At 42.3% G+C, this 25,620-nt stretch carries 22 protein-coding genes and 1 riboswitch; of the genes, 14 read left to right on the top strand and 8 right to left on the bottom strand.

The features are described from left to right. Positions 1-996 (top strand): Rpn family recombination-promoting nuclease/putative transposase, encoded by a 996-nt coding sequence (locus PGW42_RS03015; RefSeq protein WP_270202844.1) that lies wholly within the window; start codon positions 1-3, stop codon positions 994-996. Between the two features lie 138 nt (positions 997-1,134). On the opposite strand, the gene PGW42_RS03010 is transcribed toward PGW42_RS03015, so the two are convergent. Beyond that, a complete protein-coding gene (locus tag PGW42_RS03010; RefSeq protein WP_270202843.1) occupies positions 1,135-1,905 on the bottom strand; it encodes a hypothetical protein in 771 nt (256 codons plus the stop codon). Between the two features lie 200 nt (positions 1,906-2,105). Here PGW42_RS03010 and PGW42_RS03005 point away from each other — a divergent pair, with 200 nt between their 5' ends. Together PGW42_RS03005 and PGW42_RS03000 are read left to right on the top strand one after the other, a co-directional pair. Beyond that, a complete protein-coding gene (locus PGW42_RS03005; protein WP_118217560.1) occupies positions 2,106-3,032 on the top strand; it encodes an alpha/beta hydrolase in 927 nt (308 codons plus the stop codon). 3 nt (positions 3,033-3,035) lie between these two features. Further along, the gene (locus tag PGW42_RS03000; protein WP_270202842.1) at positions 3,036-4,856 is read left to right on the top strand and encodes a DUF6320 domain-containing protein; all 1,821 of its coding nucleotides are present in this window, start codon (positions 3,036-3,038) and stop codon (positions 4,854-4,856) included. 18 nt (positions 4,857-4,874) lie between these two features. Here PGW42_RS03000 and PGW42_RS02995 read toward each other — a convergent pair whose 3' ends face one another. Both PGW42_RS02995 and PGW42_RS16050 read right to left on the bottom strand, forming a co-directional pair. Continuing rightward, complete coding sequence (locus PGW42_RS02995; RefSeq protein WP_022220639.1) at positions 4,875-5,237, bottom strand: helix-turn-helix domain-containing protein; 363 nt, start codon at positions 5,235-5,237, stop codon at positions 4,875-4,877. 118 nt (positions 5,238-5,355) lie between these two features. After that, entirely contained in the window at positions 5,356-5,589 is a 234-nt protein-coding gene (locus tag PGW42_RS16050; protein ID WP_270202841.1) for a helix-turn-helix domain-containing protein, read from the bottom strand. Positions 5,590-6,599: 1,010 nt separating this feature from the next. On the opposite strand from PGW42_RS16050, the gene PGW42_RS02985 reads away from it, so the two are divergent. The 3 genes from PGW42_RS02985 to PGW42_RS02980 all read left to right on the top strand — a co-directional run bounded on the left by PGW42_RS02985 (position 6,600) and on the right by PGW42_RS02980 (position 9,422). Beyond that, positions 6,600-8,294, top strand: a complete 1,695-nt coding sequence (locus tag PGW42_RS02985; RefSeq protein WP_270235107.1) for an InlB B-repeat-containing protein — start codon at positions 6,600-6,602, stop codon at positions 8,292-8,294. Further along, positions 8,243-8,914: an LPXTG cell wall anchor domain-containing protein gene (locus PGW42_RS16215; RefSeq protein WP_442872474.1), complete on the top strand. Its 672-nt coding sequence runs from the start codon at positions 8,243-8,245 to the stop codon at positions 8,912-8,914. Before PGW42_RS02985 ends, PGW42_RS16215 begins: the two co-directional genes overlap by 52 nt. A 94-nt stretch (positions 8,915-9,008) precedes the next feature. Further along, positions 9,009-9,422, top strand: a complete 414-nt coding sequence (locus PGW42_RS02980; protein ID WP_008371948.1) for an FIVAR domain-containing protein — start codon at positions 9,009-9,011, stop codon at positions 9,420-9,422. 44 nt (positions 9,423-9,466) lie between these two features. Here the strand turns inward: PGW42_RS02980 and PGW42_RS02975 are convergent, their stop codons facing one another. From PGW42_RS02975 to pflB, 3 genes are all read right to left on the bottom strand, one after another. Continuing rightward, entirely contained in the window at positions 9,467-10,540 is a 1,074-nt protein-coding gene (locus tag PGW42_RS02975) for a M24 family metallopeptidase (RefSeq protein WP_270202839.1), read from the bottom strand. A 97-nt stretch (positions 10,541-10,637) separates the two neighbouring features. Beyond that, positions 10,638-11,381, bottom strand: a complete 744-nt coding sequence (gene pflA, locus PGW42_RS02970) for a pyruvate formate-lyase-activating protein (RefSeq protein ID WP_270202838.1) — start codon at positions 11,379-11,381, stop codon at positions 10,638-10,640. A 181-nt stretch (positions 11,382-11,562) separates the two neighbouring features. Further along, positions 11,563-13,815, bottom strand: coding sequence for a formate C-acetyltransferase (pflB, locus tag PGW42_RS02965; RefSeq protein ID WP_270202837.1), 2,253 nt, complete (start codon positions 13,813-13,815; stop codon positions 11,563-11,565). A gap of 210 nt (positions 13,816-14,025) precedes the next feature. After that, positions 14,026-14,111, bottom strand: a riboswitch (ZMP/ZTP riboswitch). A 261-nt stretch (positions 14,112-14,372) separates the two neighbouring features. Here pflB and PGW42_RS02960 point away from each other — a divergent pair. Then, positions 14,373-15,554, top strand: coding sequence for an acetyl-CoA C-acetyltransferase (locus tag PGW42_RS02960; protein WP_022220828.1), 1,182 nt, complete (start codon positions 14,373-14,375; stop codon positions 15,552-15,554). A 350-nt stretch (positions 15,555-15,904) separates the two neighbouring features. On the opposite strand, the gene buk is transcribed toward PGW42_RS02960, so the two are convergent. Both buk and ptb read right to left on the bottom strand, forming a co-directional pair. Next, positions 15,905-16,975, bottom strand: a complete 1,071-nt coding sequence (gene buk, locus PGW42_RS02955; protein WP_055246465.1) for a butyrate kinase — start codon at positions 16,973-16,975, stop codon at positions 15,905-15,907. Between the two features lie 13 nt (positions 16,976-16,988). Next, positions 16,989-17,900: a phosphate butyryltransferase gene (gene ptb / locus PGW42_RS02950; RefSeq protein WP_117555700.1), complete on the bottom strand. Its 912-nt coding sequence runs from the start codon at positions 17,898-17,900 to the stop codon at positions 16,989-16,991. Between the two features lie 342 nt (positions 17,901-18,242). Between ptb and PGW42_RS02945 the strand changes: the two genes are divergently transcribed. The 7 genes from PGW42_RS02945 (at position 18,243) to PGW42_RS02915 (ending at position 25,575) form a co-directional block, all read left to right on the top strand. Further along, positions 18,243-19,424, top strand: coding sequence for an acetyl-CoA C-acetyltransferase (locus PGW42_RS02945; RefSeq protein WP_022220768.1), 1,182 nt, complete (start codon positions 18,243-18,245; stop codon positions 19,422-19,424). Between the two features lie 28 nt (positions 19,425-19,452). Then, positions 19,453-20,229, top strand: a complete 777-nt coding sequence (locus PGW42_RS02940) for an enoyl-CoA hydratase-related protein (RefSeq protein ID WP_022220767.1) — start codon at positions 19,453-19,455, stop codon at positions 20,227-20,229. 69 nt (positions 20,230-20,298) lie between these two features. Continuing rightward, entirely contained in the window at positions 20,299-21,171 is an 873-nt protein-coding gene (locus PGW42_RS02935; protein ID WP_055246466.1) for a 3-hydroxyacyl-CoA dehydrogenase family protein, read from the top strand. A gap of 35 nt (positions 21,172-21,206) precedes the next feature. Continuing rightward, on the top strand, positions 21,207-22,358 hold the full coding sequence (locus PGW42_RS02930) for an acyl-CoA dehydrogenase (RefSeq protein WP_008371917.1): 1,152 nt from the start codon (positions 21,207-21,209) through the stop codon (positions 22,356-22,358). Between the two features lie 12 nt (positions 22,359-22,370). Beyond that, positions 22,371-23,153: an electron transfer flavoprotein subunit beta/FixA family protein gene (locus PGW42_RS02925; protein WP_055246468.1), complete on the top strand. Its 783-nt coding sequence runs from the start codon at positions 22,371-22,373 to the stop codon at positions 23,151-23,153. A 24-nt stretch (positions 23,154-23,177) separates the two neighbouring features. Further along, complete coding sequence (locus PGW42_RS02920; protein ID WP_008371912.1) at positions 23,178-24,224, top strand: electron transfer flavoprotein subunit alpha/FixB family protein; 1,047 nt, start codon at positions 23,178-23,180, stop codon at positions 24,222-24,224. Positions 24,225-24,405: 181 nt separating this feature from the next. After that, entirely contained in the window at positions 24,406-25,575 is a 1,170-nt protein-coding gene (locus PGW42_RS02915; RefSeq protein WP_055157364.1) for an FtsW/RodA/SpoVE family cell cycle protein, read from the top strand. The last annotated feature ends 45 nt before the right edge of the window (positions 25,576-25,620 follow it).

The raw sequence follows: 25,620 nt of genomic DNA, 5'->3' as shown, positions 1-25,620 counted from the left end.
ATGACAGAAGAAAAGAAACAATTAACAGAAAATCAGGATAGCTTTATAATGCATCCAACGGTAGATTTCTGCTTCAAAGAATTAATGGAGAATGCAAAAGTAAGACAGGGATTGATTGCGGCAATTCTAAAGAAAGATCCAGAAGAAATTCAGAAAACAAAGTTGATGCCAACAATTTTAAGGAAAGAATATCCGGAAGATAAATACGGGATTCTGGATGTAAGAGTTCTCTTGAAAAATGGAGAGCAGATGGATTTGGAAATGCAGGTGGTGCCATTTGAATTCTGGTTTCAGAGGAGCTTTTATTATCTGTCAAAGATGGTAACGGATCAAATGAAAACAGGGGATACTTATGATAGAATTAAACCGTGCATTCATGTTGGAATTTTGGACTTTAATTTCTTTGAAAATGATACCAGATGTTATCATGCGGGAATGTTCTGTGATAAAGAGACTGGAGAAGTGCTGACGGACTTGCTGCAGATTCATATTCTGGAATTGAAAAAGTTGCCACCGGAAAGTCAGAATGAAACTGGGATCATCCAGTGGATGCGATTTATGAGCGGAAAGAACAGAAAGGATTTTGCAAAGATGGCAGAGCAAAATGAATATATTAAAGAAGCTTATGAATGTCTGGAGAAGATGAGTGCAGATGAAAGAAAAAGAAGAGAATACGAAGAAAGACAAAAAATTTTGTGGGATCATAATTCGTTTATGAAAAGTGCAAAAATAATTGGGATGCGAGAAGGTCGTGAAGAGGGACGTGAAGAAGGCCGTAAAGAAGGTCATAAAGAAGGGTACAGGGAAGCATTAGTTTCAATTGTTATAAAAAAATTGCAAAAAGGGATGTCAGCAGAGGAAATTGCAGACTTTCTGGAAGAGGATGTCTTGACGATACAGAGAATCTATGATATTGCCAAAACCTATGCACCGGAATATGATATAGAAAAAATAGTACAAAAGTTGGGAAACACATCGGGAATGAAACAAAAGTAAGAAAAGAGTAAGTCAAATCAGATAGATGAGTGATTTGACTTACTCTTTTTTTCGCATGTAATTAGTTGTTGTTCACTTATAAAGTAAAAACACCATATGAGGATGCCCTAAGGAATAGGCATTAGTATGAGGAATGTTTTACTTCAAAATTTTCCGCAAAATACAAGTAATAATTCCCACCACGCAGAATGGAAAATATGCCGGGTAAAGAGAACCAAATACCAGGATACCGCCTCTGATACCGGTCAGCAACTGAACATCAGCAGGAATTGCAGCTGCGGCTAGACTGAAGAGGTAGGACAGAACATATACCAGGACAAAATAAGTAAGTCCGCGTCCGGTTCCGTGTCGGATGCCACTTAATGTGAAAAAGAACGTAGACAGCATCCAGATCAGCATAACCGCTCCGACAGTCAGATAAGCAATCAGCGTAAGATCTGGATTGGATGTCAGTGTATTGATATCTCCATAATCAGACAGCTGATTCCAGAATGAAAAAAAGGTAATCGCCAGGATGATGGCGGACATCAGAACCGGTGCCGGGCGAAGGATGAAAGTGGTCAGTTTCTCAGCGGCACTACTTCCGGTGCGGGCAATATTCCGGATTGGAGCAGCCAGTTCTTCGGAAGAGGAATCGGGACGTCTGCGGGAATTTCTCCGTTCTGTCCGTCTGGCTGGTCTTTGGCGGTCATAATAAGAATCCTCTTCTTCATAATCATCGTCATAATCAGGAGCAAGCCTGTCTGTTTCATCGTAGTAGTCGTCAGTTTCATAATCGTTAAGGTAGTCTGTGTCGTCATAACGGTCGTCATAATCATCCTGCCCCACAGGGATCGACGGGAGATCGCCTGTATAAGTTACTTCAAAGTTGTCATCAAAATAGTCGTCTATATTTTTTTTATTATTCATAAAACAAATACACCCTCCTTGTGCATAAGTGTATGGTAACTGTTTTGACAGTCTGTGTCAAATAAATAATGAGATGATTGTGAAATCTGAAAAATTGAAAATGGGTTAATGTAGCAAAGATGGAAAGAGAAAGAGTGGTAGGGGACATCATTCTATGGTAGAATAAATCTGTATGAAAAAATAAATGAGGACAGAAAAATATGGCAATCAATATAGCAACAAAAGCAATCCTGAAAATCCTGTCTTTTGGAGGGATTGATGTAGAAGTATCAAGGCAGCTTGCGGATCTGAAAAGACTGGATCCGATGAAAATTTTTTATAAAAAAATGGATCTGCAGGTATATAACGGAGATTATGAAGTTCCGATCCGGGTATTTTTCCCGGATGAAGCATCGTGTCTGGAAAAAGATCAGATCAAGGGACGAAAGATCATGCTTTTCCTTCACGGAGGAGGATGGGCGACTGAGCATGTGGAAAATTATGAGAGAGTATGTTCCCGGATGGCACAGGCGACGGGGCAGACTGTAGCAGCAGTAGAATACCGCCTGGCGCCGGAGCACAAGTTCCCGACCGGGCTTATGGACTGTTATGCCGTGGCAAGAGCATTGTATACGCATCCGGATACAAAGCCGGAGGATATTACTCTGATTGGAGACAGTGCAGGTGGCAATCTGGCAGCTGCATTGTCCATTATGGCACGGGACCGTGGCGAATTTATGCCAAAGAGACAAATTCTGATCTATCCGGCAGTCAATAATGATTATTCAGAGAAGAGTCTGTTCTCTTCTGTAAGGGAGAACGGGCAGGATTATCTTCTGACGGCAGGCAAATTAAAAGATTATATCAATCTTTATGCAGGTTCGGAAGAGGACAAGCTAAGTCCATATTTCGCACCGATTCTGGAAAAGGATCTGACCGGGCAGCCGGATACACTGATCCTGACGTCAGAATTTGATCCGCTCCGGGATGAGGGAGAAGCGTATGGAAGACGTCTTGCAGAGGCAGGTAACCGGGTGGAAGTACACCGGATCAAGGATGCACTTCACGGATATTTTGCACTGGGAATCCGGAGTCTGCATGTACAGGAAAGTTTTGAATATATCAATCATTTTCTGGAGGGGGAATAGAAAATGCCGCAGACAAATGTAAAGCACTGGAGAAGGCTGGACAATGCAGCGAAGCTTTTTCCGGCGGCGAGCAGTAAAAGGGATACCCGTGTATTCCGGTTTTACTGTGAATTGAAAGAGGATATACAGCAGGAGATCCTGCAGAAGGCGGTAGACAGGACACTGGAAAAATATCCGATCTTTCTGTCCGTGCTGCGAAAGGGATTGTTCTGGCATTATCTGGAACAGAGTAATAAAAGACCGGTTGTAAGAGAAGAGTATAAGGAGCCGTGCAGCAGCCTTTATATCCGTGACAAGAGAGACCTGCTTTTTGAAGTGACTTATTACAAAAAGAGAATCAATTTTGAGGTCTTTCATGTGCTGACAGACGGAACCGGTGCCAGTGAATTTGTACGGGAGCTGGTGAAAAATTATCTGTATCTGGCACATCATGAGGATGGACTGGAGGATGTGGTTCTGTCAGAGTATTCGGAGAGCCTTTCCGATCAGGAAGCGGATGGATTTGAAAGATATTATTCCCGCCAGGCAGACCGCAAAAAGGAGAAAAAACCGGCAGCGCATCAGCTTCGCGGAAATAGTCGTGAGCTTGGAAGTCTGCAGACGACAGAGGCAGAAATTCCGGTCGAAGAACTGAAGCTCCAGGCAAAGAATTATGGTGTATCGATGACGGTATTTCTGACTGCGGTATATCTGTGTGCGATTCACCGGACAATGGCAAGACGGCAGGAAAGCAAGCCGGTTGTACTGATGGTTCCGGTAAATTTGCGTAATTTCTTTCCGACCAATACAATGCTCAATTTTTTCAACTGGATCGAACCGGGATATCATTTTCAGGGTGGAAAAGAAGAGTTCGCAGATGTTGTGCAAAAAGTAAATGCATGCTTTAAAGAAGAACTGACAGCGGAAAAGATGGAGAAGCGGATGAACGATTACTTCGCCTTGCAGGTACATCCAATCCTGAAATTTGCGCCGCTGGAACTGAAAAATGTCTGTATCAATATCGGGGCGAGGACGGCAGAAAGTGATGTGACCGCTATTTTTTCCAACATGGGAATCATCCGGATGCCGGAAAGCTATGAGACGTATATCAGGTATTTTGGCGTTTATACAAGTACGCCGAAAGTAGAGCTTTGTATGTGTTCCTTCCGGGATAAGATTTATCTGGGATTTACGTCCAGATATGACTGTGATGCAATCAAAGAGAATTTTTTCCAGATTCTGAAAGAGCAGGAAGTAAAGCCTGAGATCCTTGAAGTGGAGTATCCGGAAAGTGTGATGACAGAAGCGAAAGGAATGCAGATTTTCAAAATATTTACATTTCTTTGCATGATCGCGATTGTGGCGGCACTGGGAGTGGATTATAGCATTGATACGAATTTCCATCTGTCACTGTTTGTGTGCGGCGGTGCGTTCAGTATGTGGTTGGCGCTCGCAGTCGGTTTCTTCAAGCGGTACAATCTGCTGAAGAATGCCATGTGGCAGCTGATCATTGTGACAGTCGGCTGTATTATCTGGGACTGGCTGACCGGCTGGCATGGCTGGTCGATTGACTTTGTGCTTCCGGGAGTCAGTGGCTTGATTATGATTTCGATGCTGATCATATCGAGGGTGTATTACCGTCAGGCGAAGGACTATCTGGTGTACTTTGTGATGGCGGCGCTTTACGGAATGATCTTACCATTTATCTTTTTGCTGACTGGTAAGGTACGAATTGTATTTCCGTCTGTGATTTCAATTGGGATGGGCGTGCTGATGCTGATCGGACTGGTGCTTTTCAAGGGAAAAGAAATGCGTCAGGAAATGGAAAAGAATTTACATGTATAAATCGGTGGTGCCGCAAAATTATCTGGATTGATGATTTTGCGGCACCATATTTTTTGCATTTAAATATCTGACGAGTGCGGTGATCTGGATCAGAAGTTCTTCCTGATGCTTTGCATCGAGTTCTTTAAATAAAGAAAGAACTTGGAATTCAAAACGAAGCAAAGAAACAGAAGGATCCGGTTCACCAATTTCCAAAGCTTCATCTGCAGAGATGCCATACAGATTGGCAAGGGTTGCGAAAGTGGAGAGATCCGGCTCGGCAACGTTATTCTCATAACCGGACAGAGATTTTCTGTGGATACCGGTCAATTCCATCACTTGTTTCTGGGTATATTCTTTATTCTCACGGGCGTTTTTCAGAATTTTACCAATATCTTTCATGAAAATGTTCCCCCTTCAAACATAGTATAAGTTCATTATAAATGGTCAGAGCAGGAAAAAGCAATGACAATTTATTTTGATTTTTTATCGAGATAGTCTGCGAGAGATTGAAACTGAATCAAAAGCTCTTCCTGGTGGCTGGTGTCAAATTTTTGGAAAAGAGTAAGCATTTTTCGTTCGCAGCGCGAAAGGGAAAAATGCGAGGGGGGGGGGTAGAAGTCTTAATTCCTAATACTTCATCCGCAGAAAGTTGATATAAGCGGAGTAATCTGGCAAATGTGTCAAGATCTGGTTCAGCTACACTGTTCTCATAGCCGGACAGAGTCTTGCGGTTGATACCGGTCAGTTCCATTACTTTCTTCTAAGTATAAAAATTATCTTCACGTGCTGTCCGGAGAATTTCTCCTATATGTTCCATGGGCGATCGTCCTTTCGAAGATTTCATATATAATATAAGTGAAGTGGTATGTACTATTGCTATTATATAAGAAATAGACGTTAAAAAGAGTAGAATTCTTAGAAAAAGTACTAATAAATCAAAAAGTCTTAAAATTAAAGATACACATGTGCTATCATATTCAAACTTTAATCTCTAAACTTTAATTTTTCCGCCTCTGATCTCTAACGAAATAGGAATTGTGAGACTTGCGGCGCCATATTTTTTGTATGCAAAAATCTGACAAGTGCGGTGATTTGAATCAGGAGTTCTTCCTGATGTTTGGGGTCAAGTTCTTTAAATAAAGAAAGAACCTGGAATTCACATTGAGGCAGAGAGTCGGAAGAAGCTTTTCCACCAATATCTAATACTTCATCGGCAGAAATACCATAGAGATTGGCAAGAGTCGCAAAGGTTGATAGATTTGGCTCGGCAACGTTGTTCTCTTAACCAGAAAGCGATTTCCTGTGGATGCCGGTTAATTCCATTACTTGTTTTGGGTATATTTTTTATTCTCACGGGCATATTTCAGAATCTTGCCAATGTCTTTCATGAAAACGGTTTCCTTTCAAATTTACTCCTTTCTTATTATAAAGCACAAAGATAAGAAGACGCAATTTTGAAAACTATGGTTTTTTATCGAATTATTTATAAAGAATTTGCCTATTAAAATACTGAAAAATAGGGGAAATAACATTAAAAACCCACTGTTATAGTGAAAGTGTTAATAAAACATTTAATTGTTTTGAAAAAGAAAAGAAAAAAATAAAATGTTTTGAAAAAAGTATGTTAAAAAGACCAGGAAGTCCTAGAAAAAGAGATAATACTGTTGACTTCTTAAAAATTAAGACTTATAATAACCAAGATAGGATACGTATGCAAAAAAGCATATAATTTTTTAAGATGAGAAAGAGAGGAAATTAGAGATGAAAAAGAGAAGAGTACTTCATCAGGCATGTGCGTTCTCTGTCGCAGTAATGCTCGTTGGAGTAAATGCTGTACCGGTTGTTGCGGCTGATAACAATAGTTCTGCTACAACTGTTGCTACAGATGAAAAAGCATTTAAAATTACAGTAACTTTCAATTACTGGGATTATGCAGTGGGTGCAGACGGACAACACTTTTTAACTAAAGAGATGACGAGCGGTGAGACTATCACGCCACCAACACTTACTGTTGAAGAGGGATATGAGTTCAAGGGATGGACAATTAATGATACGTTTTTTGATGCTACTGCCCAAATGAGTTATGAGGATATTGTAAGAGCTGCTGGTACTTCAGAGTTTGTAGCTATTCAAGCAGTTATTAAACCAGTAGAGATAAAGAAAACTGCTCATGTTGCTTTCAATGTTGATCCTGAAAAAGGAAAATTTACAGACCCGGCTGGAGCTAAAGTAGTAACTTATGATTTAGATGAAACTGACGGAAACGCGCATCCTATTCCGAAAGTGGAAGCAAAAGAAGGATATGAATTTACTGGATGGCATGTTACTGGAGCTAATGAAGCAGATTGGTCACCAGAGTCAGAAACATTTTATGTTTCAGGATTAGCATTCTATGAAAAAGACAAGAATGATGGATATGTGGCATTCGAGGCGACATTCAAAGAAAAAGAAGCTGCAGTAGAGAAAAAAGATGCTGAATTACGTGTACATTACGTTGATGTAAATTCAGACAATTATATTAAAGATAATATCCAGACCATTAAAAAGAATGGTAAAGTTGGAGAAAGCGCTGAGTTTACTGCAAAAGATCTTACAATTCCAAAAGGATACGAACTTGCAGATGATAAGTGGAGTACTTCTGTAGAATATGGTAAGGATGCAGATGTTAATGTTAATGTAAAAGCTAAAGAAGAACCAGCTGAAGAAAAAACAGTAGAAGTATATTTCAATATTGTTGATTCAGAAAAAGGATCATTCCCGGATTATGCACCATCAACAGTTGTTTCTTTCAAAGGTATTGCTGCAGACACAGACCAGCAGTTTGAAATTCCGGCAGTAAAAGCAAATGATGGATACAAGTTTACTGGATGGAAAGTTGAAGGCGCTGAAACACAGAATTGGGATGCAGATGCTAAAACATTTGGTGTGACAGGACTTGCACATTTCCCAGAAGGATCTAATGTTGGTTATGTAACAATTACACCTGAATTTGAAAAAGTTGAAGAAACACCGGCTGTAGCAGTAGCAAATGCAACAGTTGTAATCGATTCAGTAGCAGGATCATTCGAAGGATACGAAGGAACAACAGAACTTCATAACGAAAACCTTCAGGATAGCAAATACAACCTTGGATTCCTTCCGACAGTAGTAGCAAATGAAGGATATACATTCAAAGGCTGGAAAGTAACAAACGAAGCCGGCGAAGAAATCTACAACCTTGATGCAAATGCAACATCAATTTCATTCCCATACTATGCAACAGTTGTAATCGATTCAAACGAAGGATCATTCGAAGGATACGAAGGAGCAACAGAACTTCATAACGAAAACCTTCAGGAAGCAGAATACAACCTTGGATTCCTTCCGACAGTAGTAGCAAAAGATGGATATAAGCCGGCGAAGAAATCTACAACCTTGATGCAAATGCAACATCAATTTCATTCCCATACGGAGTAGCAGATAACTACACAGTAACAGCTGTTCTTGAAAAGAATGAAGAAGAAGTAGCAGTAGCAAATGCAACAGTTGTAATCGATTCAAACGAAGGATCATTCGAAGGATACGAAGGAGCAACACAGCTTGATAACAAAAATCTTCAGGAAGCAGAATACAACCTTGGATTCCTTCCGACAGTAGTAGCAAAAGATGGATACACATTCAAAGGCTGGAAAGTAACAAACAAAGCTGGCGAAGAAATCTACAACCTTGATGCAAATGCAACATCAATCGCATTCCCATACGGAGTAGCTGATGACTACACAGTAACAGCTGTTCTTGAAAAGAATGAAACTCCAGTTGATCCGGATCAGCCATCAGTTGATCCTTCAAAACCAAGTACTCCAGAAGAAAAACCGGGTACTTCAATTGAAGAGAATAAGAAAGATGACAAAACATCTACAACAGTAGCAAAAGATGACAAAAAGACAAACAAGAAGGAATCTGCTAAGAAAGCAAATGAGCAAAAATCTGATACAGTTCAGACTGGTGATCATAGCAACGTATTCGTATACGTAGCAACACTTCTTATTGCAGGTGCTGCAGCAGTTGTAGCATTCTTCAGAAGAAGAAACGCATAATCTGGTCTTAGCAATAAGCACAGATGATGTGAATTTAATCAGGTGGCTGTGAGTTCTCTCACAGCTACCTGAAGTTTATAAAGGATATTTCTATATGAATAAGCATACGAATCTAACTATCGTAAAAAGACCAAAGAAAACTCATCGTGACCGCGGGACAGAGATAGGTTCTGTTCTTGTCATACTTCTTGCATGTGTGGTGATTGGTGGAGGTATTTATTTTGTACGGCAAAATTTGAATGGGGGAAAGAATACCACACAAAAAGTTGGCGATACAATTACCATCACACCACAGAAGTTAGACAAGACGCAGTTAAAAGCATTAATTGACAACACAGAATCTATTAATACAGAGACCTATACCGATGAATCCGTAAATGAGCTGAAAGCAGCTGTAGAGAAGGGAAATACACTTTTACGTGGGGTTCCCGGACAGGATGCAATCGAAGAAACGTATATGGAAATTGTTAACGCGATCCAGGGGTTGACCAAAAAAGACACGCAGTAATGCGTGTCTTTTTTTGGTTCTATATTGAAGTAATGGAAGAACAATTAACCAACTGTTCTATATTTTTTATCTACTACGTTAAGAAGTTCATATCCGTCTTCTGTTACGAGAACGAGGTCTTCGATACGTACACCGTATTTGCCTTCGATGTAGATTCCCGGTTCGATCGAGAAGATCATACCCGGTTCAGCTACGTTCTTGTTGATCGGGCTTACATCACCGTATTCATGGTCTTCCTGGCCGATGAAATGTCCAAGACGAATCTTCCAGTATTCTCCGTATCCTGCTTCGCCGATGAGATCTCTTGCCTGCGCATCGATATCACAGAAACGTACGCCTGGTTTGATGATGGCTTCTGCTTTCTCAACCGCTGTACGAACAAGGTCATGGATTGCGGCCTGTTCTTCGTCTACGCTCTTGCAGTAGAAGGTTCTTGTCATATCTGAGCAATAACCGTTCCAGATGCATCCCATATCGATCAGAATGCATTCTCCGGCTTTCAGAGTTCTTGTCTCGCTTGGTGAGTGATGTTGGTCAGCAGCGTTAGCACCGAAGCATACGATTGTATCAAAGCTGAGTCCTGTTGCGCCTTCTTTGTAGTATTCTGCTTCAATGAAATCAGCAATCTGTTTTTCTGTCATGCCTTCTTTAATGTAGGCAGCAGCTCTTTCCATAACCATGTCATTGATTACAGATGCCTGTCTCATGATCTTGATTTCTTCTTCATTCTTAACAGCACGAACACCGTCTACACAGTCAGATCCCCATACCGTTTTCAGTTCCGGGCAGCGTTCCTGAAGCGGGATCAGGAAACGAGCAGGAAATGTTTTGTCGATACCGATTACGCCCTTGGTATCGATATGTTCTGTCAGAACCCCGATCTGATCATCCATATCACTGAACCATACTTCTTCAAATCCTGTATCAGATACATAATACAGATAGTTCAAGAACATGGTGTGCTTTCCGTTTGTACGAAGCAGCAGAGCGTACAATCTTTCCCCTGGATGTACCATGATGCCCGTTAAAAAGCGGATGCTGAGTGGATCAGATACAAGTAACTGATCGATTCCTTTTTTTCTCATTTTTTCCAATACGCGTTCCATTCTTTCGTTCATTGCTATAATGCTCCTCTCTTAAATACACTACACCAATCATAGCACATTACAGGTAAAATATGAAGAGAAAGCTGTCATCTATTTTTTTAAATATGTCTTACGAACAGTGCAGGATCTTCTTTGCATTTTCTACGCGTTCTCTCGAAGGTGGATTGATCCCTTTGAGTGGATAATCAAGTCCCAGCTCTTTCCATTTGTAGGCACCAAGTGTGTGGTAAGGCAGGATTTCTACTCTTTCTACATTATCAAGTGTCTGGATAAAATCATTTAACCGGTTTAAGTATTCATCATAGTCGCTGCGCTCCGGTACGAGCACATGGCGGATCCAGACAGGTTTTTTGATATCGGAGAGAAAACGGATCATATCCAGAATGTTTTTATTCGTTTTTCCGGTCAGTTCTTTGTGAGCTTTTTCATCGATATGTTTGATATCAACAAGAAGAAGATCGGTATACTGCATCAGCTCCTGAAATTTGGAGAAAAATGATTCTTCTCTGGTAAAAGGACCGCCTGCAGTATCAATCGTTGTGTGAATACCTTTTGCGTTTGCTTTTTTGAAAAGATCCAGCAGAAAATCAATCTGAAGGAGAGGTTCTCCGCCGCTTACGGTGATTCCACCGCCATTTTTCCAGTAAGTGCGGTAACGCAGAGCCTGCGCAAGAAGCTCATCGGCACTGCGCCAGGTGGTGCCGTTTTTATCTGTCATATTCCAGGTGTCAGGGTTATGGCAGAACTGACATCTCAGTGGACATCCCTGAACAAATATAATAAAACGTACCCCAGGCCCGTCAACAGAACCAAAGCTTTCTGTAGAGTGAATAAGTCCTTTGATTTGAGTCATATGAAAATCTCCTTTTTCATTGTGTGATTGGAAAACTGCGGATCAGGCAGAGTCTTTTAAATGCCTTAGTATGCAGGAAAAGTTGCCAGCAGCATCTCTGTATGTGCCGAAAGTCATGCACTTTAAAATGCATGACTTCCAGCATAACGATATGTTTGGCAAAAGAGTGTAAGTTCGGTAATTACATACGATCGTGGCAGGTTCTTGCGATCACATCGAGCTGCTGTTCGCGTGTAAGGTCGATGAACTTAACCGCATATCCTGATACACGGATCGTAAAGTTTGCGTATTCTTCTTTTTCCGGATGTTCCATAGCGTCAAGAAGTTTTTCTGTTCCGAATACGTTGACGTTCAGATGGTGAGCACCCTGAGAGAAGTATCCGTCCATAACATTTACCAGGTTGTTAATGCGTTCCTCCGGAGTATGTCCGATTGCATTCGGGTTGATGGTCTGAGTGTTAGAGATTCCGTCAAGTGCCCATTCGTAAGGCAGCTTGGCAACGGAGTTCAGGGAAGCAAGAAGTCCGTTCTGTTCAGCACCGTAGCTTGGGTTTGCTCCAGGTGAAAGCGGTGCGCCTGCTTTTCTTCCATCCGGAAGAGCACCGGTAGCTTTTCCATATACAACGTTTGAGGTAATGGTAAGGATAGAAGTTGTCGGTTCGGATTCACGGTAGGTGTGATGCTTTTTCAGTTTCTTCATAAATGTCTGAAGAAGCCATACTGCGATATCATCTGCGCGGTCATCATCATTTCCGTATTTCGGGAAATCACCGGTTGTCTCGAAATCTACAACGAGTCCGTTTTCGTCACGGATTGTTTTCACTTTTGCATATTTGATCGCACTTAAGGAGTCAACTACATGAGAGAATCCTGCGATACCTGTTGCAAATGTACGACGTACATCGGTATCGATCAGTGCCATCTGAGATGCTTCATAGTAGTATTTGTCATGCATGTACTGGATCAGGTTCAGTACGTTTACATACAGTCCGGCGAGCCAGTCCATCATCTTGTCGTATTTAGCCATTACTTCATCATAATCAAGGTATTCAGAAGTGATCGGTGTGTAAGCCGGTCCTACCTGATCTTTTGACTTGCAGTCGACACCACCGTTGATCGCGTAAAGAAGGCATTTTGCAAGGTTTGCTCTTGCTCCGAAAAACTGCATTTCTTTACCTGTCTGTGTTGCAGATACGCAGCAGCAGATAGAATAGTCATCGCCCCATACCGGACGCATTGCATCATCATTTTCATACTGGATAGAACTTGTTTCAATAGAAATATGTGAAGCGTAGTCCTTGAAGTTCTTCGGAAGACGTTCTGTGTAAAGTACAGTCAGGTTCGGTTCCGGAGAAGGTCCCATGTTTTCCAGGGTGTGCAGGAAACGGTAGTCTGTCTTTGTTACCATAGAACGTCCGTCCTGTCCCATTCCGCCGACTTCCAGTGTAGCCCAAACCGGGTCACCAGAGAAGAGCTGGTTGTAAGATGGGATACGTGCGAACTTAACCATACGGAATTTCATTGTCATATGGTCAACTAATTCCTGAGCTTCTTCTTCGGTAAGGATTCCTGCTTCCATATCTCTCTTGATGTAGATATCAAGGAAGGTAGATACACGTCCGACACTCATGGCAGCTCCGTTCTGAGTCTTGATTGCTGCAAGGTATCCGAAGTACAGCCACTGGAATGCTTCTTTTGCATTTTTTGCTGGCTCGGAAATGTCGAATCCGTAGACAGCAGCCATTTCTTTCATACCCTTGAGGGCACGGATCTGTTCTGCAAGTTCTTCTCGCTGACGGATGACATTGTCACGCATGGATCCGTATCCGCAGTTTGCGAGATCGTCCTGCTTCATAGCGATCAGAAGATCAATGCCGTAAAGAGCAACACGACGGTAGTCACCGACGATACGTCCACGTCCGTAAGTATCCGGAAGACCTGTAAGGATCTTATTGTGACGTGCTTTTTTCATTTCCGGAGTATAGGCATCAAATACTGCCTGGTTATGTGTTTTATGATAATCTGTAAAGATTTTATGGAATTTCGGGTTTGGTTCATATCCGTAAGTTTTGCATGCTTCCTCAGCCATTTTAATTCCGCCGAACGGCATAAATGCACGTTTCAGAGGTTTGTCAGTCTGAAGCCCCACAACCTGTTCTTTATCTTTCAGTTCTTCGCAGATATATCCTGGACCGTAAGCGGTAAGAGAAGATACAACTTCTGTTTCCATATCCAGAACGCCGCCTTTTGCACGTTCTTCTTTCTGGAGTTCCTGAAGCTTGCCCCAGAGCTGGTTTGTTGCTTCGGTCGGGTCTGCAAGGAATGAAGAATCTCCCTCGTAAGGTGTGTAGTTGTTCTGGATGAAATCACGAACGTTGATTTCTTCTTTCCAGAGTCTTCCTTCAAATCCCTGCCATTGTTCTTTCTGCATCATTTGGTTATTCCTCCTTCTTGTGGGTGAGCCATAGTACCTATGACCCGGTTATTATACACTGTGTTGCTGCAATTTATGCCCGGAAAGTTCTGGCAAATTCCAGACATATGAAAAGGTTCAGCCAGAAGAACCGATGGATGTTTACGCCTTTTATATAGCCCTGATTTATGATAATCTTATAAAAATGCGTAAAAAAAGCCGGCATCTGAGCTGAATCGCCCAGACGGTCGGCTAAATAATCAAATCCTCATATTTCCCTGTGGTTCATTCCACTTCCGTCAGTCATATGAGCAACTTTAATTTAACAAATTGCTATATAAATGTCAATGACAAATTTGTTTTTTTGAAAAAACATAATAATGATGTGAATGTCAATAAGTATAAATACCGAGAAAAGTTTAACATTTATCAAGAAATCTCTCAATCGAATTGAGGCATGTACCTGGAATAGAATATAAAAAATGTTAAAAAAATATCAAGCATCTATTGAATTCTGTTTTTTAGAGGATTATAATAAAAACATCAGGTGATTTACAAAATAAAGGAGGATTTTTATCATGGCAAGAAAAGTTGTTTTAGCAGGAGCATGTCGTACAGCAATCGGTGTAATGGGCGGACAGTTTGCAAATACATCGGCTGTAGAACTTGGAACGATCGTAATCAAAGAAGCTCTCAAAAGAGCGGGCGTTTCTCCGGATCAGGTTGACGAAGTGTATATGGGAAATGTTATCCAGGCAGGCAACGGACAGAACCCGGCACGTCAGGCAGCTGTATATGCAGGAATCCCGAATGAAGTACCGGCAACAACTATCAACGTACTTTGTGGATCCGGTCTTCACTGTGTAAACCTTGCAGCGAAGCTGATCGCAGCTGGAGATGCAGATATCATCGTTGCAGGTGGTATGGAAAATATGACAATGGCTCCGTACATGTTGAGAAACGGACGTTATGGATATCGTATGGGAAATGCGACAATCGAAGATGCTATGATCAAGGATGGTCTGACCGACGCATTCCATAATTATCACATGGGAATCACAGCAGAAAATATCTGCGAACAGTGGGGACTTACAAGAGAAGAACTGGATGAATTTGCAGCATGGTCTCAGAACAAATGTGAAAAAGCAATGGCAGAAGGTAAATTTAAAGACGAGATTGTTCCGGTCGAAGTGAAGAAGAAAAAAGAAACGATTCTTGTAGATACAGATGAAGGTCCTCGTAAAGGAATCACAAAAGAAGGTCTTGCAAAACTTCGTCCTGCATTTAAGAAAGACGGTATGGTTACAGCAGGTAACGCATCCGGAATCAATGATGGTGCAGCTGCACTTATCGTTATGAGCGAAGAAAAAGCAAAAGAGCTTGGCGTAACACCTATGGCAACATGGATCGGCGGAGAACTCGCAGGATGTGATCCGGCGATCATGGGAATCGGACCGGTTTATTCAACACGTAAGGTTATGAAGAAGCTGGGAATGGAGATCGGAGATTTTGATCTGATCGAAGCAAACGAAGCATTTGCAGCACAGTCAGTAGCAGTTGGAAAAGATCTTGGATTTGACCTTAGTAAGCTGAATGTCAATGGTGGAGCAATTGCTCTCGGACATCCGGTTGGCTGCTCAGGTGCAAGAATCCTTGTAAGCTTGTTGTATGAGATGCAGAAAGAAGATGTACATACAGGACTTGCAACACTTTGTGTTGGTGGCGGAATGGGATGCTCTGCTGTAGTTAAAAGAGATTAGGGATAGAAAAAAAGGGTGGATACTTTTTTAGTGTCTGCTCTTTTTTTGAATAATTTAGGTTGTGTTGACAAATTGGGCAAAAGATAATGCGTCTATTCTAGTTGTGCAAACCATTCCGATGAACCCCCTAAAGCGAAAATCGTGTTCAGCAGAGGCTTCCACGATTTTTTGGTTTCATCTCCATTGCACAAAAGACGAATAGACGCATTATCTTTTGCCCAATTTGTCCCTCGAAGCTATTGACACTATTAAATAAAAGCGTAGTAACTAAAAAAGTCTGGCGAGGTGTGCCAGACTTTTTTCTACGATGAGATATATGCGTTTTGCATCTTTTAGGGCTTTGAAAAAAATTAATATACCAGAGGTTTTTCTTCGCCGTTTAATACACGGAGAGCGCCTTGAGCGAGGGCGAGGAGTTCATCTTCACCCGGGTAGACGGTGATTGGGGCGATGAAGCCGACCTTTTCTTTGATCTCAGATGTAACGTAGTCGCTGTATGCGATACCGCCGGTGAGAAGGATCTGGTCTACTTTACCGTTAAGTACGGCTGCCATGGCGCCGACTTCTTTGGCAACCTGGTAAGTGAATGCGTGGAATACACCGGCTGCTTCTTCGTCACCCTTTTCAAAGGCACGTTCTGCAACGTCGCGCATGTTGTTGGTTCCAAGGTATCCGTTGAGACCGCCTTTCCCGTTGATCTTTTTATATACTTCAGCCTGTGTGTACTGACCGGAGAAACACATTTTTACGAGTGCGCCTGCCGGTACACCGCCGGAACGTTCCGGTGAGAAAGGTCCGTCTCCGTCAAGCGTGTTGTTGACATCGACAACTTTGCCATTTTTATGAGCACCGACAGATACACCGCCGCCCATGTGTACAACTACAAGATTCAGGGAATCATAAGATACATTCTGTTCTTTGGCGTAGCGTTTGGCAACTGCTTTCTGGTTCAGTGCGTGGAAGATACTGATACGCGGAAGTTCCGGGATTCCGGAATATCTTGCAACAGGTTCCATCTCATCGACAACAACCGGGTCAACAATGTAAGAAGGAACTCCAATCTCATCACCGATTTCGCGGGCAAGGATGCCTCCAAGGTTCGATGCATGCTGCCCTTGCACACCTGCTTTTAAGTCAGCAAGAAGTGCGTCAGATACTGGATAGGTTCCACCTGGGATCGGTTTTAAAAGTCCGCCTCGTCCTACTACAACATTCAGAGATTTGATGTCGAAGCTGTTCTTTGCGAGAATATCTACAATCAGTTCTTTACGGAAATCTTTCTGGTCAACGATGGTTGCATATTTTGCAATCTCTTCGGTGGAATGACGGAGTGTTTCTTCGAATAACAAAGTTTCGTCTTCGTACACACCGATCTTGGTAGAAGTAGATCCCGGGTTGATTACTAAAATTTTATAGCTCATAAAAAGATCCTCCTTAGTCTGTGATTGATCCTGCGATTACGGTCGCAAGTGCAATAGAATTCAGTTTGGTTTCAAAATCGTCCGAACGTGAAGTAAGAACCACCGGAGCGCTTGTTCCGACAAGTACGTTACCGATCTTGACCTTTGCAGTGCGGACAAGAATCTTATATGTGATATTTCCTGCATCGATATTCGGGAAGAGGAGAATATCAGCATGTCCGGCTACTGGATTAGTCACACCTTTGTGAACAGCTGCTTCCGGATCGATCGCAAGATCCATGGAAAGTGGTCCGTAGATCTGGCATCCTTTGAAATCGCCACCCTCGTACATCTTGGTGAGATTATCGGCATCAACTGTTGGCTGCATCTTTGGATTCACTGTCTCAACTGCACACAGAGGAGCAACCTTCGGGCATTCGATGCCACATGCATGTGCGACTTCTACTGCATTGTTGATGATATTGACTTTATCTGCAAGGGTTGGATATGTATTGAAAGCTACGTCTGTGAAGAACAGAAGACGGTTAATGCCTTCAATCTCAAATACACATACATGGGAAAGCATCTTTCCGGTACGAAGTCCGACTTCTTTATTCAATACGCTCTTTAAGAATGTCTTTGTTTCAAGCAATCCTTTTAAAAGGATATCAGCTTTGCCGTTGTGTACAAGCTCAACAGCCTTTAATGCAGCTGCTTCGGTATCAGGCTCATTGATGATCTCGAAATCTGTCAGATCCATATCAATAGAAGCGGCAATCTCGCGGATCTTGGCTTCATCACCGACAAGGATGGCTGTTGCGATATTTTGCTCTTTTGCAGCTTTGACAGCCTGCAGTACCGGCTCATCCTGTGCGTTGGAAACAGAGACTTTCTTTAAGGTTTTTTGATTTGCTTTTGAGATTAATTCTTCAAAACTTTTGCTCATTTTCACACCTTCTCATTCATAATTTAATTATAGTATTCTGGTTGAATAATTTTTAACAATCTTAAGTGTAGCACCATATCTGGGAAAGGTCAATATAAAAGTGGTGTGTTGGAAATGACGAATAATGCAGATGTATTGTAAAAAAATGTTGGTGAAAATGTTAAAAGAAAATTAAATGATAAAAAATGATTGATAAATATTTGACAGAACAGGAAATGGGTAGTATATTAAAAAAAGAGGACAAAAAAGTCCCTTGCGAAAATCTTAAAAACGGAAAGTAAAACAGTATATATTTAATAAGAAGTGATACTTACCATTAAGATGTAAAAGGAGGAAAAAGTGATGGCAAAGAAAATCGTGTTAGCAGGTGCGTGTCGTACAGCAATCGGAAGTATGGGTGGAGCTCTTTCTACAACTCCGGCACCGGAATTAGGATCTATCGTTATCAAAGAAGCTTTAAATAGAGCAGGTGTTGCTCCAGAACAGGTTGATCATGTATATATGGGTTGTGTAATCCAGGCAGGTCTTGGACAGAACGTTGCACGTCAGGCTTCTTTAAAAGCAGGTCTTCCGGTCGAGACACCGGCAGTTACGGTTAACGTTGTTTGCGGATCCGGACTTAACTGTGTGAACATGGCTGCACAGATGATCCAGGCAGGAGATGCTGATATCGTTGTAGCAGGCGGTATGGAAAATATGTCTATGGCTCCATATGCACTGAAAAACGCACGTTATGGATACAGAATGGGTAATGCACCGATGATCGATACAATGGTAAATGACGCACTTTGGGATGCATTCAATGACTATCACATGGGAATCACTGCTGAGAATGTAGCAGAACAGTGGGGACTCACAAGAGAACAGCTTGATGAATTTGCAGCAGCAAGCCAGCAGAAAGCCTGCGCAGCAATCGAAGCAGGAAAATTCAAAGATGAGATTGTTCCTGTAGAAGTGAAGAAGAAAAAAGAAACCATCGTAGTTGATACAGATGAAGGACCGCGTCCGGGAACAACAGCAGAAGGAATCGCAAGACTTCGTCCGGCATTCAAAAAAGATGGTATTGTAACAGCAGCAAATGCTTCCAGCATCAATGACGGAGCAGCAGCAATCGTTGTTATGAGTGAAGAAAAAGCAAAAGAGCTCGGCGTTACACCGATGGCAACATGGGTAGCAGGAGCACTCGGCGGAGTAGATCCATCTATCATGGGTGTCGGACCGGTTGCAGCTACGAATAAAGTAATGGCTAAGACAGGGCTTTCCGTAGATGATATGGATCTGATCGAAGCAAACGAAGCTTTTGCAGCACAGTCACTTGCAGTAGCACATGATCTGAAATTCGACATGGATAAAGTAAATGTAAACGGTGGAGCAATTGCTCTCGGACATCCGGTAGGAGCTTCAGGATGCCGTATCCTTGTTACACTTCTTCATGAGATGCAGAAACGTGATGCAAAGAAAGGTCTTGCAACACTTTGTATCGGTGGCGGAATGGGATGCGCTACAATCGTAGAACGTGATTAATAAACCAGATCAAAAGGAGATGTTGATGATGGAATTTATTACATATGAAGTAGAAGGACAGGTTGGAATTATTACCATTAACCGTCCAAAGGCACTGAACGCACTGAATAGTGCAGTTCTTGATGAACTTGATGCAACGATCGACGGTGTTGATCTTGATGCAGTCAGATGCCTGATCCTTACAGGAGCAGGAGAAAAATCTTTTGTAGCCGGTGCAGATATCGCTGAGATGAGTACTCTTACAAAAGAAGAGGGAGAAGCTTTTGGTAAGAAAGGAAATGATATTTTCCGTAAGATCGAAACACTTCCGATCCCGGTAATCGCAGCAGTTAACGGATTCGCTCTTGGTGGTGGATGTGAAATCTCCATGAGCTGTGATATCCGTATCTGTTCAGACAATGCAGTATTCGGACAGCCGGAGGTTGGTCTTGGAATTACACCTGGATTTGGTGGAACACAGAGACTTGCAAGACTTGTCGGACCTGGTATGGCAAAACAGATGATCTACACTGCAAGAAATATTAAAGCTGACGAAGCTTACAGAATCGGTCTTGTAAATGCCGTATATCCGCAGGAAGAACTGATGCCGGCAGCAAAGAAGATGGCAGCAGGCATTGCAAAGAATGCACCGATCGCAGTAAGACACTGCAAACAGGCAATCAATGAAGGTCTTGAAAAGGGAATGGATGAGGCAATCGTAGTAGAAGAAAAGCTCTTCGGCGGATGCTTTGAATCTTACGACCAGAAAGAAGGAATGGCAGCATTCCTTGAAAAGAGAAAAGTAGAAGCTTTCCTTAATAAATAAGTTCGTTTAATAAAGGGGAGAATTAACTCTCCCCTGGAAATTTAAATTTATAAAATGGAGGTAATTTCAATGAAAGTAGGAATTATTGGTGCAGGAACAATGGGACAGGGCATTGCAAAGGCATTTGCTCAGGTAGATGGATATGAAGTAGCACTCTGTGACATCAAACAGGAATGGGCAGAAGGCGGAAAAGCTAAAATCGCTAAAGGCTATGACAGACTTGTTCAGAAAGGAAAATTAACTCAGGAAGCAGTTGATGCAATTCTTGCAAAAATTACTCCGGGACTCAAAGAAGATCTCTGCGCAGATTGTGATCTGATCGTAGAAGCAGCATTTGAGAACATGGAAGTTAAGAAAACTACATTCGGTGAACTTGATAAGATCGCAAAACCTGAATGCATTTTCGCATCAAATACCTCCAGCCTTTCTATCACAGAAATCGGCAACGGACTTACCCGTCCAATGATCGGTATGCATTTCTTCAACCCGGCAGACCGTATGAAATTAGTAGAAGTGATCGCAGGCGTAAATACACCGGCTGAAACTGTAGATGCAATCAAGAAGATCGCAGAAGAAATCGGAAAGACACCTGTACAGGTTAATGAAGCAGCAGGTTTCGTAGTAAACCGTATCCTTGTTCCGATGATCAATGAAGCAGCTTTCATCAAGATGGAAGGTGTATCTGATATCGCAGGAATCGATGCAGCAATGAAGCTTGGTGCAAACCATCCAATGGGACCTCTGGAGCTTGGTGATTTCATCGGACTTGATATCTGCCTTGCTATCATGGATGTACTTTATGCAGAAACAGGCGACAGCAAATATCGTGCATGCCCGCTGCTTCGTAAGATGGTCCGTGGTGGAAACCTTGGAGTTAAGAGCGGAAAAGGATTCTATGTATACAATGCAGACCGCACAAAAACTCCGGTTGATGCACAGTAATGGATGTTCTAAATAAAGACATGGAGGAAGAATAAATGGATTTCGGATTAGATAAGAAACACGAAATGGCGAGAACTCTGTTTAAAGAATTCGCAGAAAACGAAGTAAAACCACTTGCACAGGAAGTGGACGAGACAGAAGTTTTCCCAAGAGCAACAGTTGAAAAAATGGCGAAATATGGATTTCTTGGTATTCCGGTACCGAAGGAATACGAGGGACAGGGATGCGATCCACTGACATACGTAATGTGTGTAGAAGAACTTGCAAAGGTTTGTGCCACAACATCTGTAATCGTATCTGCGCATACCTCTCTTTGTATAGACCCGATCCTGACATACGGAACACCGGAGCAGAAAGCAAAATACGTTCCGGATCTTGCATCAGGAAGAAAGCTTGGAGCTTTCGGCCTTACAGAACCTGGGGCAGGTACAGATGCACAGGGACAGCAGACTAAGGCTGTTCTTGACGGAGATGAATGGGTATTAAACGGATCAAAATGCTTTATCACAAACGGTAAAGAAGCAGATGTTTACATCATTATCGCCGTAACAGGTATTGTTGAAAAACGTGGCAGAAAGATGAAAGAGATTTCTGCATTCATCGTAGAGAAAGACACTCCGGGATTCACATTCGGAACCAAAGAGAAGAAGATGGGTATCCGTGGATCTTCAACATACGAGCTTATTTTTGAAGACTGCCGTATTCCAAAAGAAAATCTCCTTGGAGCACAGGGCAAGGGCTTCGGCATCGCCATGCATACTCTGGATGGCGGACGTATCGGTATTGCCGCTCAGGCACTTGGAATCGCTGAAGGTGCACTTGACAGAACAATCGCATATGTAAAAGAAAGAAAACAGTTCGGACGCACGATTGGCCAGTTCCAGAATACACAGTTCCAGCTTGCAGATATGGCTACAAAGGTAGAAGCTGCAAAGATGATGGTATACAAAGCTGCCATGGCAAAAGCTACACAGAAAGTTTACTCTGTCGAAGCTGCACAGGCTAAGCTTTATGCAGCAGAAGTAGCGATGGAAGTTACCACAAAGGCTGTTCAGTTACATGGTGGATACGGATACATCAGAGAATATGATGTAGAACGTATGATGCGTGACGCAAAGATTACAGAAATCTACGAAGGAACTTCAGAAGTTCAGCGTATGGTTATTTCTGGAAACTTATTGAAATAGGAGGTACGAATCGTGAAGATAGTTGTTTGTATAAAACAGGTACCGGATACAAAAGGCGGAGTTCAGTTTAATCCGGACGGTACACTTAACAGAGCTGCAATGCTTGCAATTATGAACCCGGATGACAAAGCAGGTCTTGAGGCCGCACTTAGATTAAAAGACCAGTATGGAGCAGAAGTAACTGTACTTACAATGGGACTTCCAAAAGCAGCCGATGTGCTTCGTGAAGCACTTGCAATGGGAGCTGATAAGGCAATTCTTGTAACAGACAGAGTACTTGGAGGAGCTGATACATGGGCTACATCAAGCACCATCGCAGCAGCACTCCGTAAACTCGATTATGACCTGATCATCACAGGACGTCAGGCAATCGATGGTGATACAGCACAGGTTGGACCGCAGATTTCCGAACATCTGGACATCCCGGTAATCTCTTATGCACAGGATATCAAAGTAGAAGGCGACAGCGTGATCGTACAGCGTCAGTTCGAAGACAGATATCATGTACTGAAAGCAAAAATGCCTTGCCTTATCACTGCACTTTCAGAATTAAATGAACCACGTTATATGACACCAGGCGGAATCTTTGATGCTTGTGATGCTGAGATCACAACATGGGGAAGAGCAGATCTTACTACCCTGGATGATGCAAATATCGGTCTTGCAGGATCACCTACAAAGATTGCGAAAGCATCTGACAAAGTAAGAAAAGGGGCAGGAGAAAAAGTTACTCTTGATCCGGAAGAAGCAGTATCTTACCTGATGGGAAAATTAACAGAGAAACATATCATTTAATAAGAAGGAAAAGTGGTGAATATCATGAACTTAGAAGAATATAAGGGAGTATATGTCTTTGCTGAACAGGTAGACAACAAACTGAGCGGAATCGCATTTGAACTTCTTGGAAAAGCAAAAGACCTTGCAGCAGACTTAAATGCAGAAGTAGCAGCCGTTCTGATCGGTTCTGACGTAAAAGGACTTGCAGATGAGCTTGCAGCATACGGAGCAGATAAAGTAATCGTAGTAGATGATCCGGAACTGAAAGAATATAGAACAGAGCCATACGCACATGCACTGGCATCTGTTATCGAAAAATATAAACCGGAGATCATGTTAGTCGGCGCAACTGCAATCGGACGTGATCTTGGTCCTAGAGTATCCGCAAGAGTACAGACAGGTCTTACAGCAGACTGTACACAGCTTGAGATCGGTGATTTCCCGATCAACCCGGTAGCAGGAAAAGAGCAGAAGCACAATCAGCTTCTTATGACTCGTCCGGCATTTGGTGGAAACACGATCGCTACCATCGCCTGCCCGGATAATCGTCCGCAGATGGCAACCGTTCGTCCTGGTGTTATGCAGAAGATCGCTAAGATCGAAGGTGCAAAGGCAAATGTAGAAGAGTTTAATCCTGGATTTACACCGGATAATAAATACGTTGAGATCATGGAAGTTGTCAAATCTGTATCTGAGACGGTTGATATCATGGATGCCAAGATTCTTGTATCCGGTGGACGTGGAGTCGGAAGTGCAGAAAACTTCAAGATCCTGGAAGATCTTGCAGAAGCACTCGGCGGAGAAGTAAGCTGCTCACGTGCAGTTGTAGATAATGGCTGGAAACCAAAAGATCTTCAGGTAGGACAGACAGGAAAGACAGTTCGTCCTCAGGTATATTTTGCAATCGGTATTTCCGGAGCGATCCAGCATGTAGCAGGTATGGAAGAATCTGATCTGATCATTGCAATCAACAAAGATGAGACAGCTCCGATCTTTGATGTAGCTGACTATGGTATCGTTGGAGATCTGAATAAGATTGTACCAGAACTTACCAAACAGATCAAAGAAGCAGTTGCTGCTAAAAAATAAAGAATAGCTGGTAAAACAAAGATGGTGTCGCAAAGAAGCGGCACCATTTTTTTGTATACAAATCGAATAGAAGTTAGCCTGCTCTATTTTCGTGCGGAAAGCTTGTGCGTCTGGGGGATATTATGGTATACTTTATAAGATATAGACTTTGTAGTTATAGCTTAAGTAGGAGTGTGAATAAATGGCACAAAGAATTAAAAGCAGACGAAGGAAGGCTGTAAAAAAGCAGGCGGTTCATTATTTTGATTACAGTCTTCTGGCGATTATTATATTTCTGATGTGTTTTGGACTGGTAATGCTATACAGTATCAGTTCCTATGAAGCGCGAACGGAATACGGAGATGGGATGTACTTCCTGAAAAGGCAGGGTCTCATCGGACTTGGAAGTATTGCTGTGATGATGTGGGTTTCTCGCCTGGATTATCATATGTTTTCCAAATATGCAGCAATGAGCTACTGGGGATCCATGCTTCTTCTTGCACTTGTTAAATTTACACCACTTGGTATTGAGGTAAATGGTGCACGAAGATGGTTCCGGCTTCCGGCTAACCAGTCATTCCAGCCGGCAGAGATTATGAAGATCGCTGTGATCATATTTATCCCATACCTGATCTGCAGAATGGGGAATAAAGTACACACCCTGAAAGGATCGCTGGGAGTTGTGGAGTGGGGAGGTTTGGCAGCACTGGGAGTTTATGTGCTGACTGATAATCTAAGCTCTGCGATCATTGTAATGGGAATTTCCTGCTGTATCCTTTTTGTCGTACATAAGAAGCAGAAGATTTTTCTGTGGATTGCAGGCGGCGGGCTGGCTGTTTTTGTGGCGGGATCATATATCCTCGGAAGACTTCTTGAGAACAGCACCAGCTTCCGACTCAGACGTATCATTGCCTGGCTGAACCCGGAAAAATATGCGTCAACGATTTCTTTCCAGACGGTACAGGGACTATATGCGATCGGATCAGGTGGCTTTTTCGGGAAAGGACTGGGAAATGGTGTGCAAAAGACGGTAATACCGGAAGTGCAGAACGACATGATCCTGTCAGCAATCTGTGAAGAGCTTGGGGTATTTGGAGCGATCATTATCCTGGTTTTGTTCGGTCTTTTGATCTACAGACTGCTTTTTATTGCACAGAACGCACCTGATCTGTATGGAGCACTGATCATGACAGGGATTATGTCACATATCGCGATCCAGGTAATTCTCAATGTTATGGTAGTTACGAACATGATGCCGAATACCGGAATTACATTGCCTTTTATCAGTTATGGTGGTACATCCATCCTGTTCCTGATGATAGAGATGGGAATGGCACTTGGAATTTCCAGAAGAATTAAACTGGAAGGGTAAAAAAAGCTTTTTTTTCAAAGAAAAGTGTGATATGATGTTATAAGT

Source organism: Coprococcus sp. TM115-187, assembly GCF_027679115.1.
GTDB lineage: Bacteria > Bacillota > Clostridia > Lachnospirales > Lachnospiraceae > Allocoprococcus > Allocoprococcus comes.
This window is presented reverse-complemented; position numbering and strand designations above follow the sequence as displayed.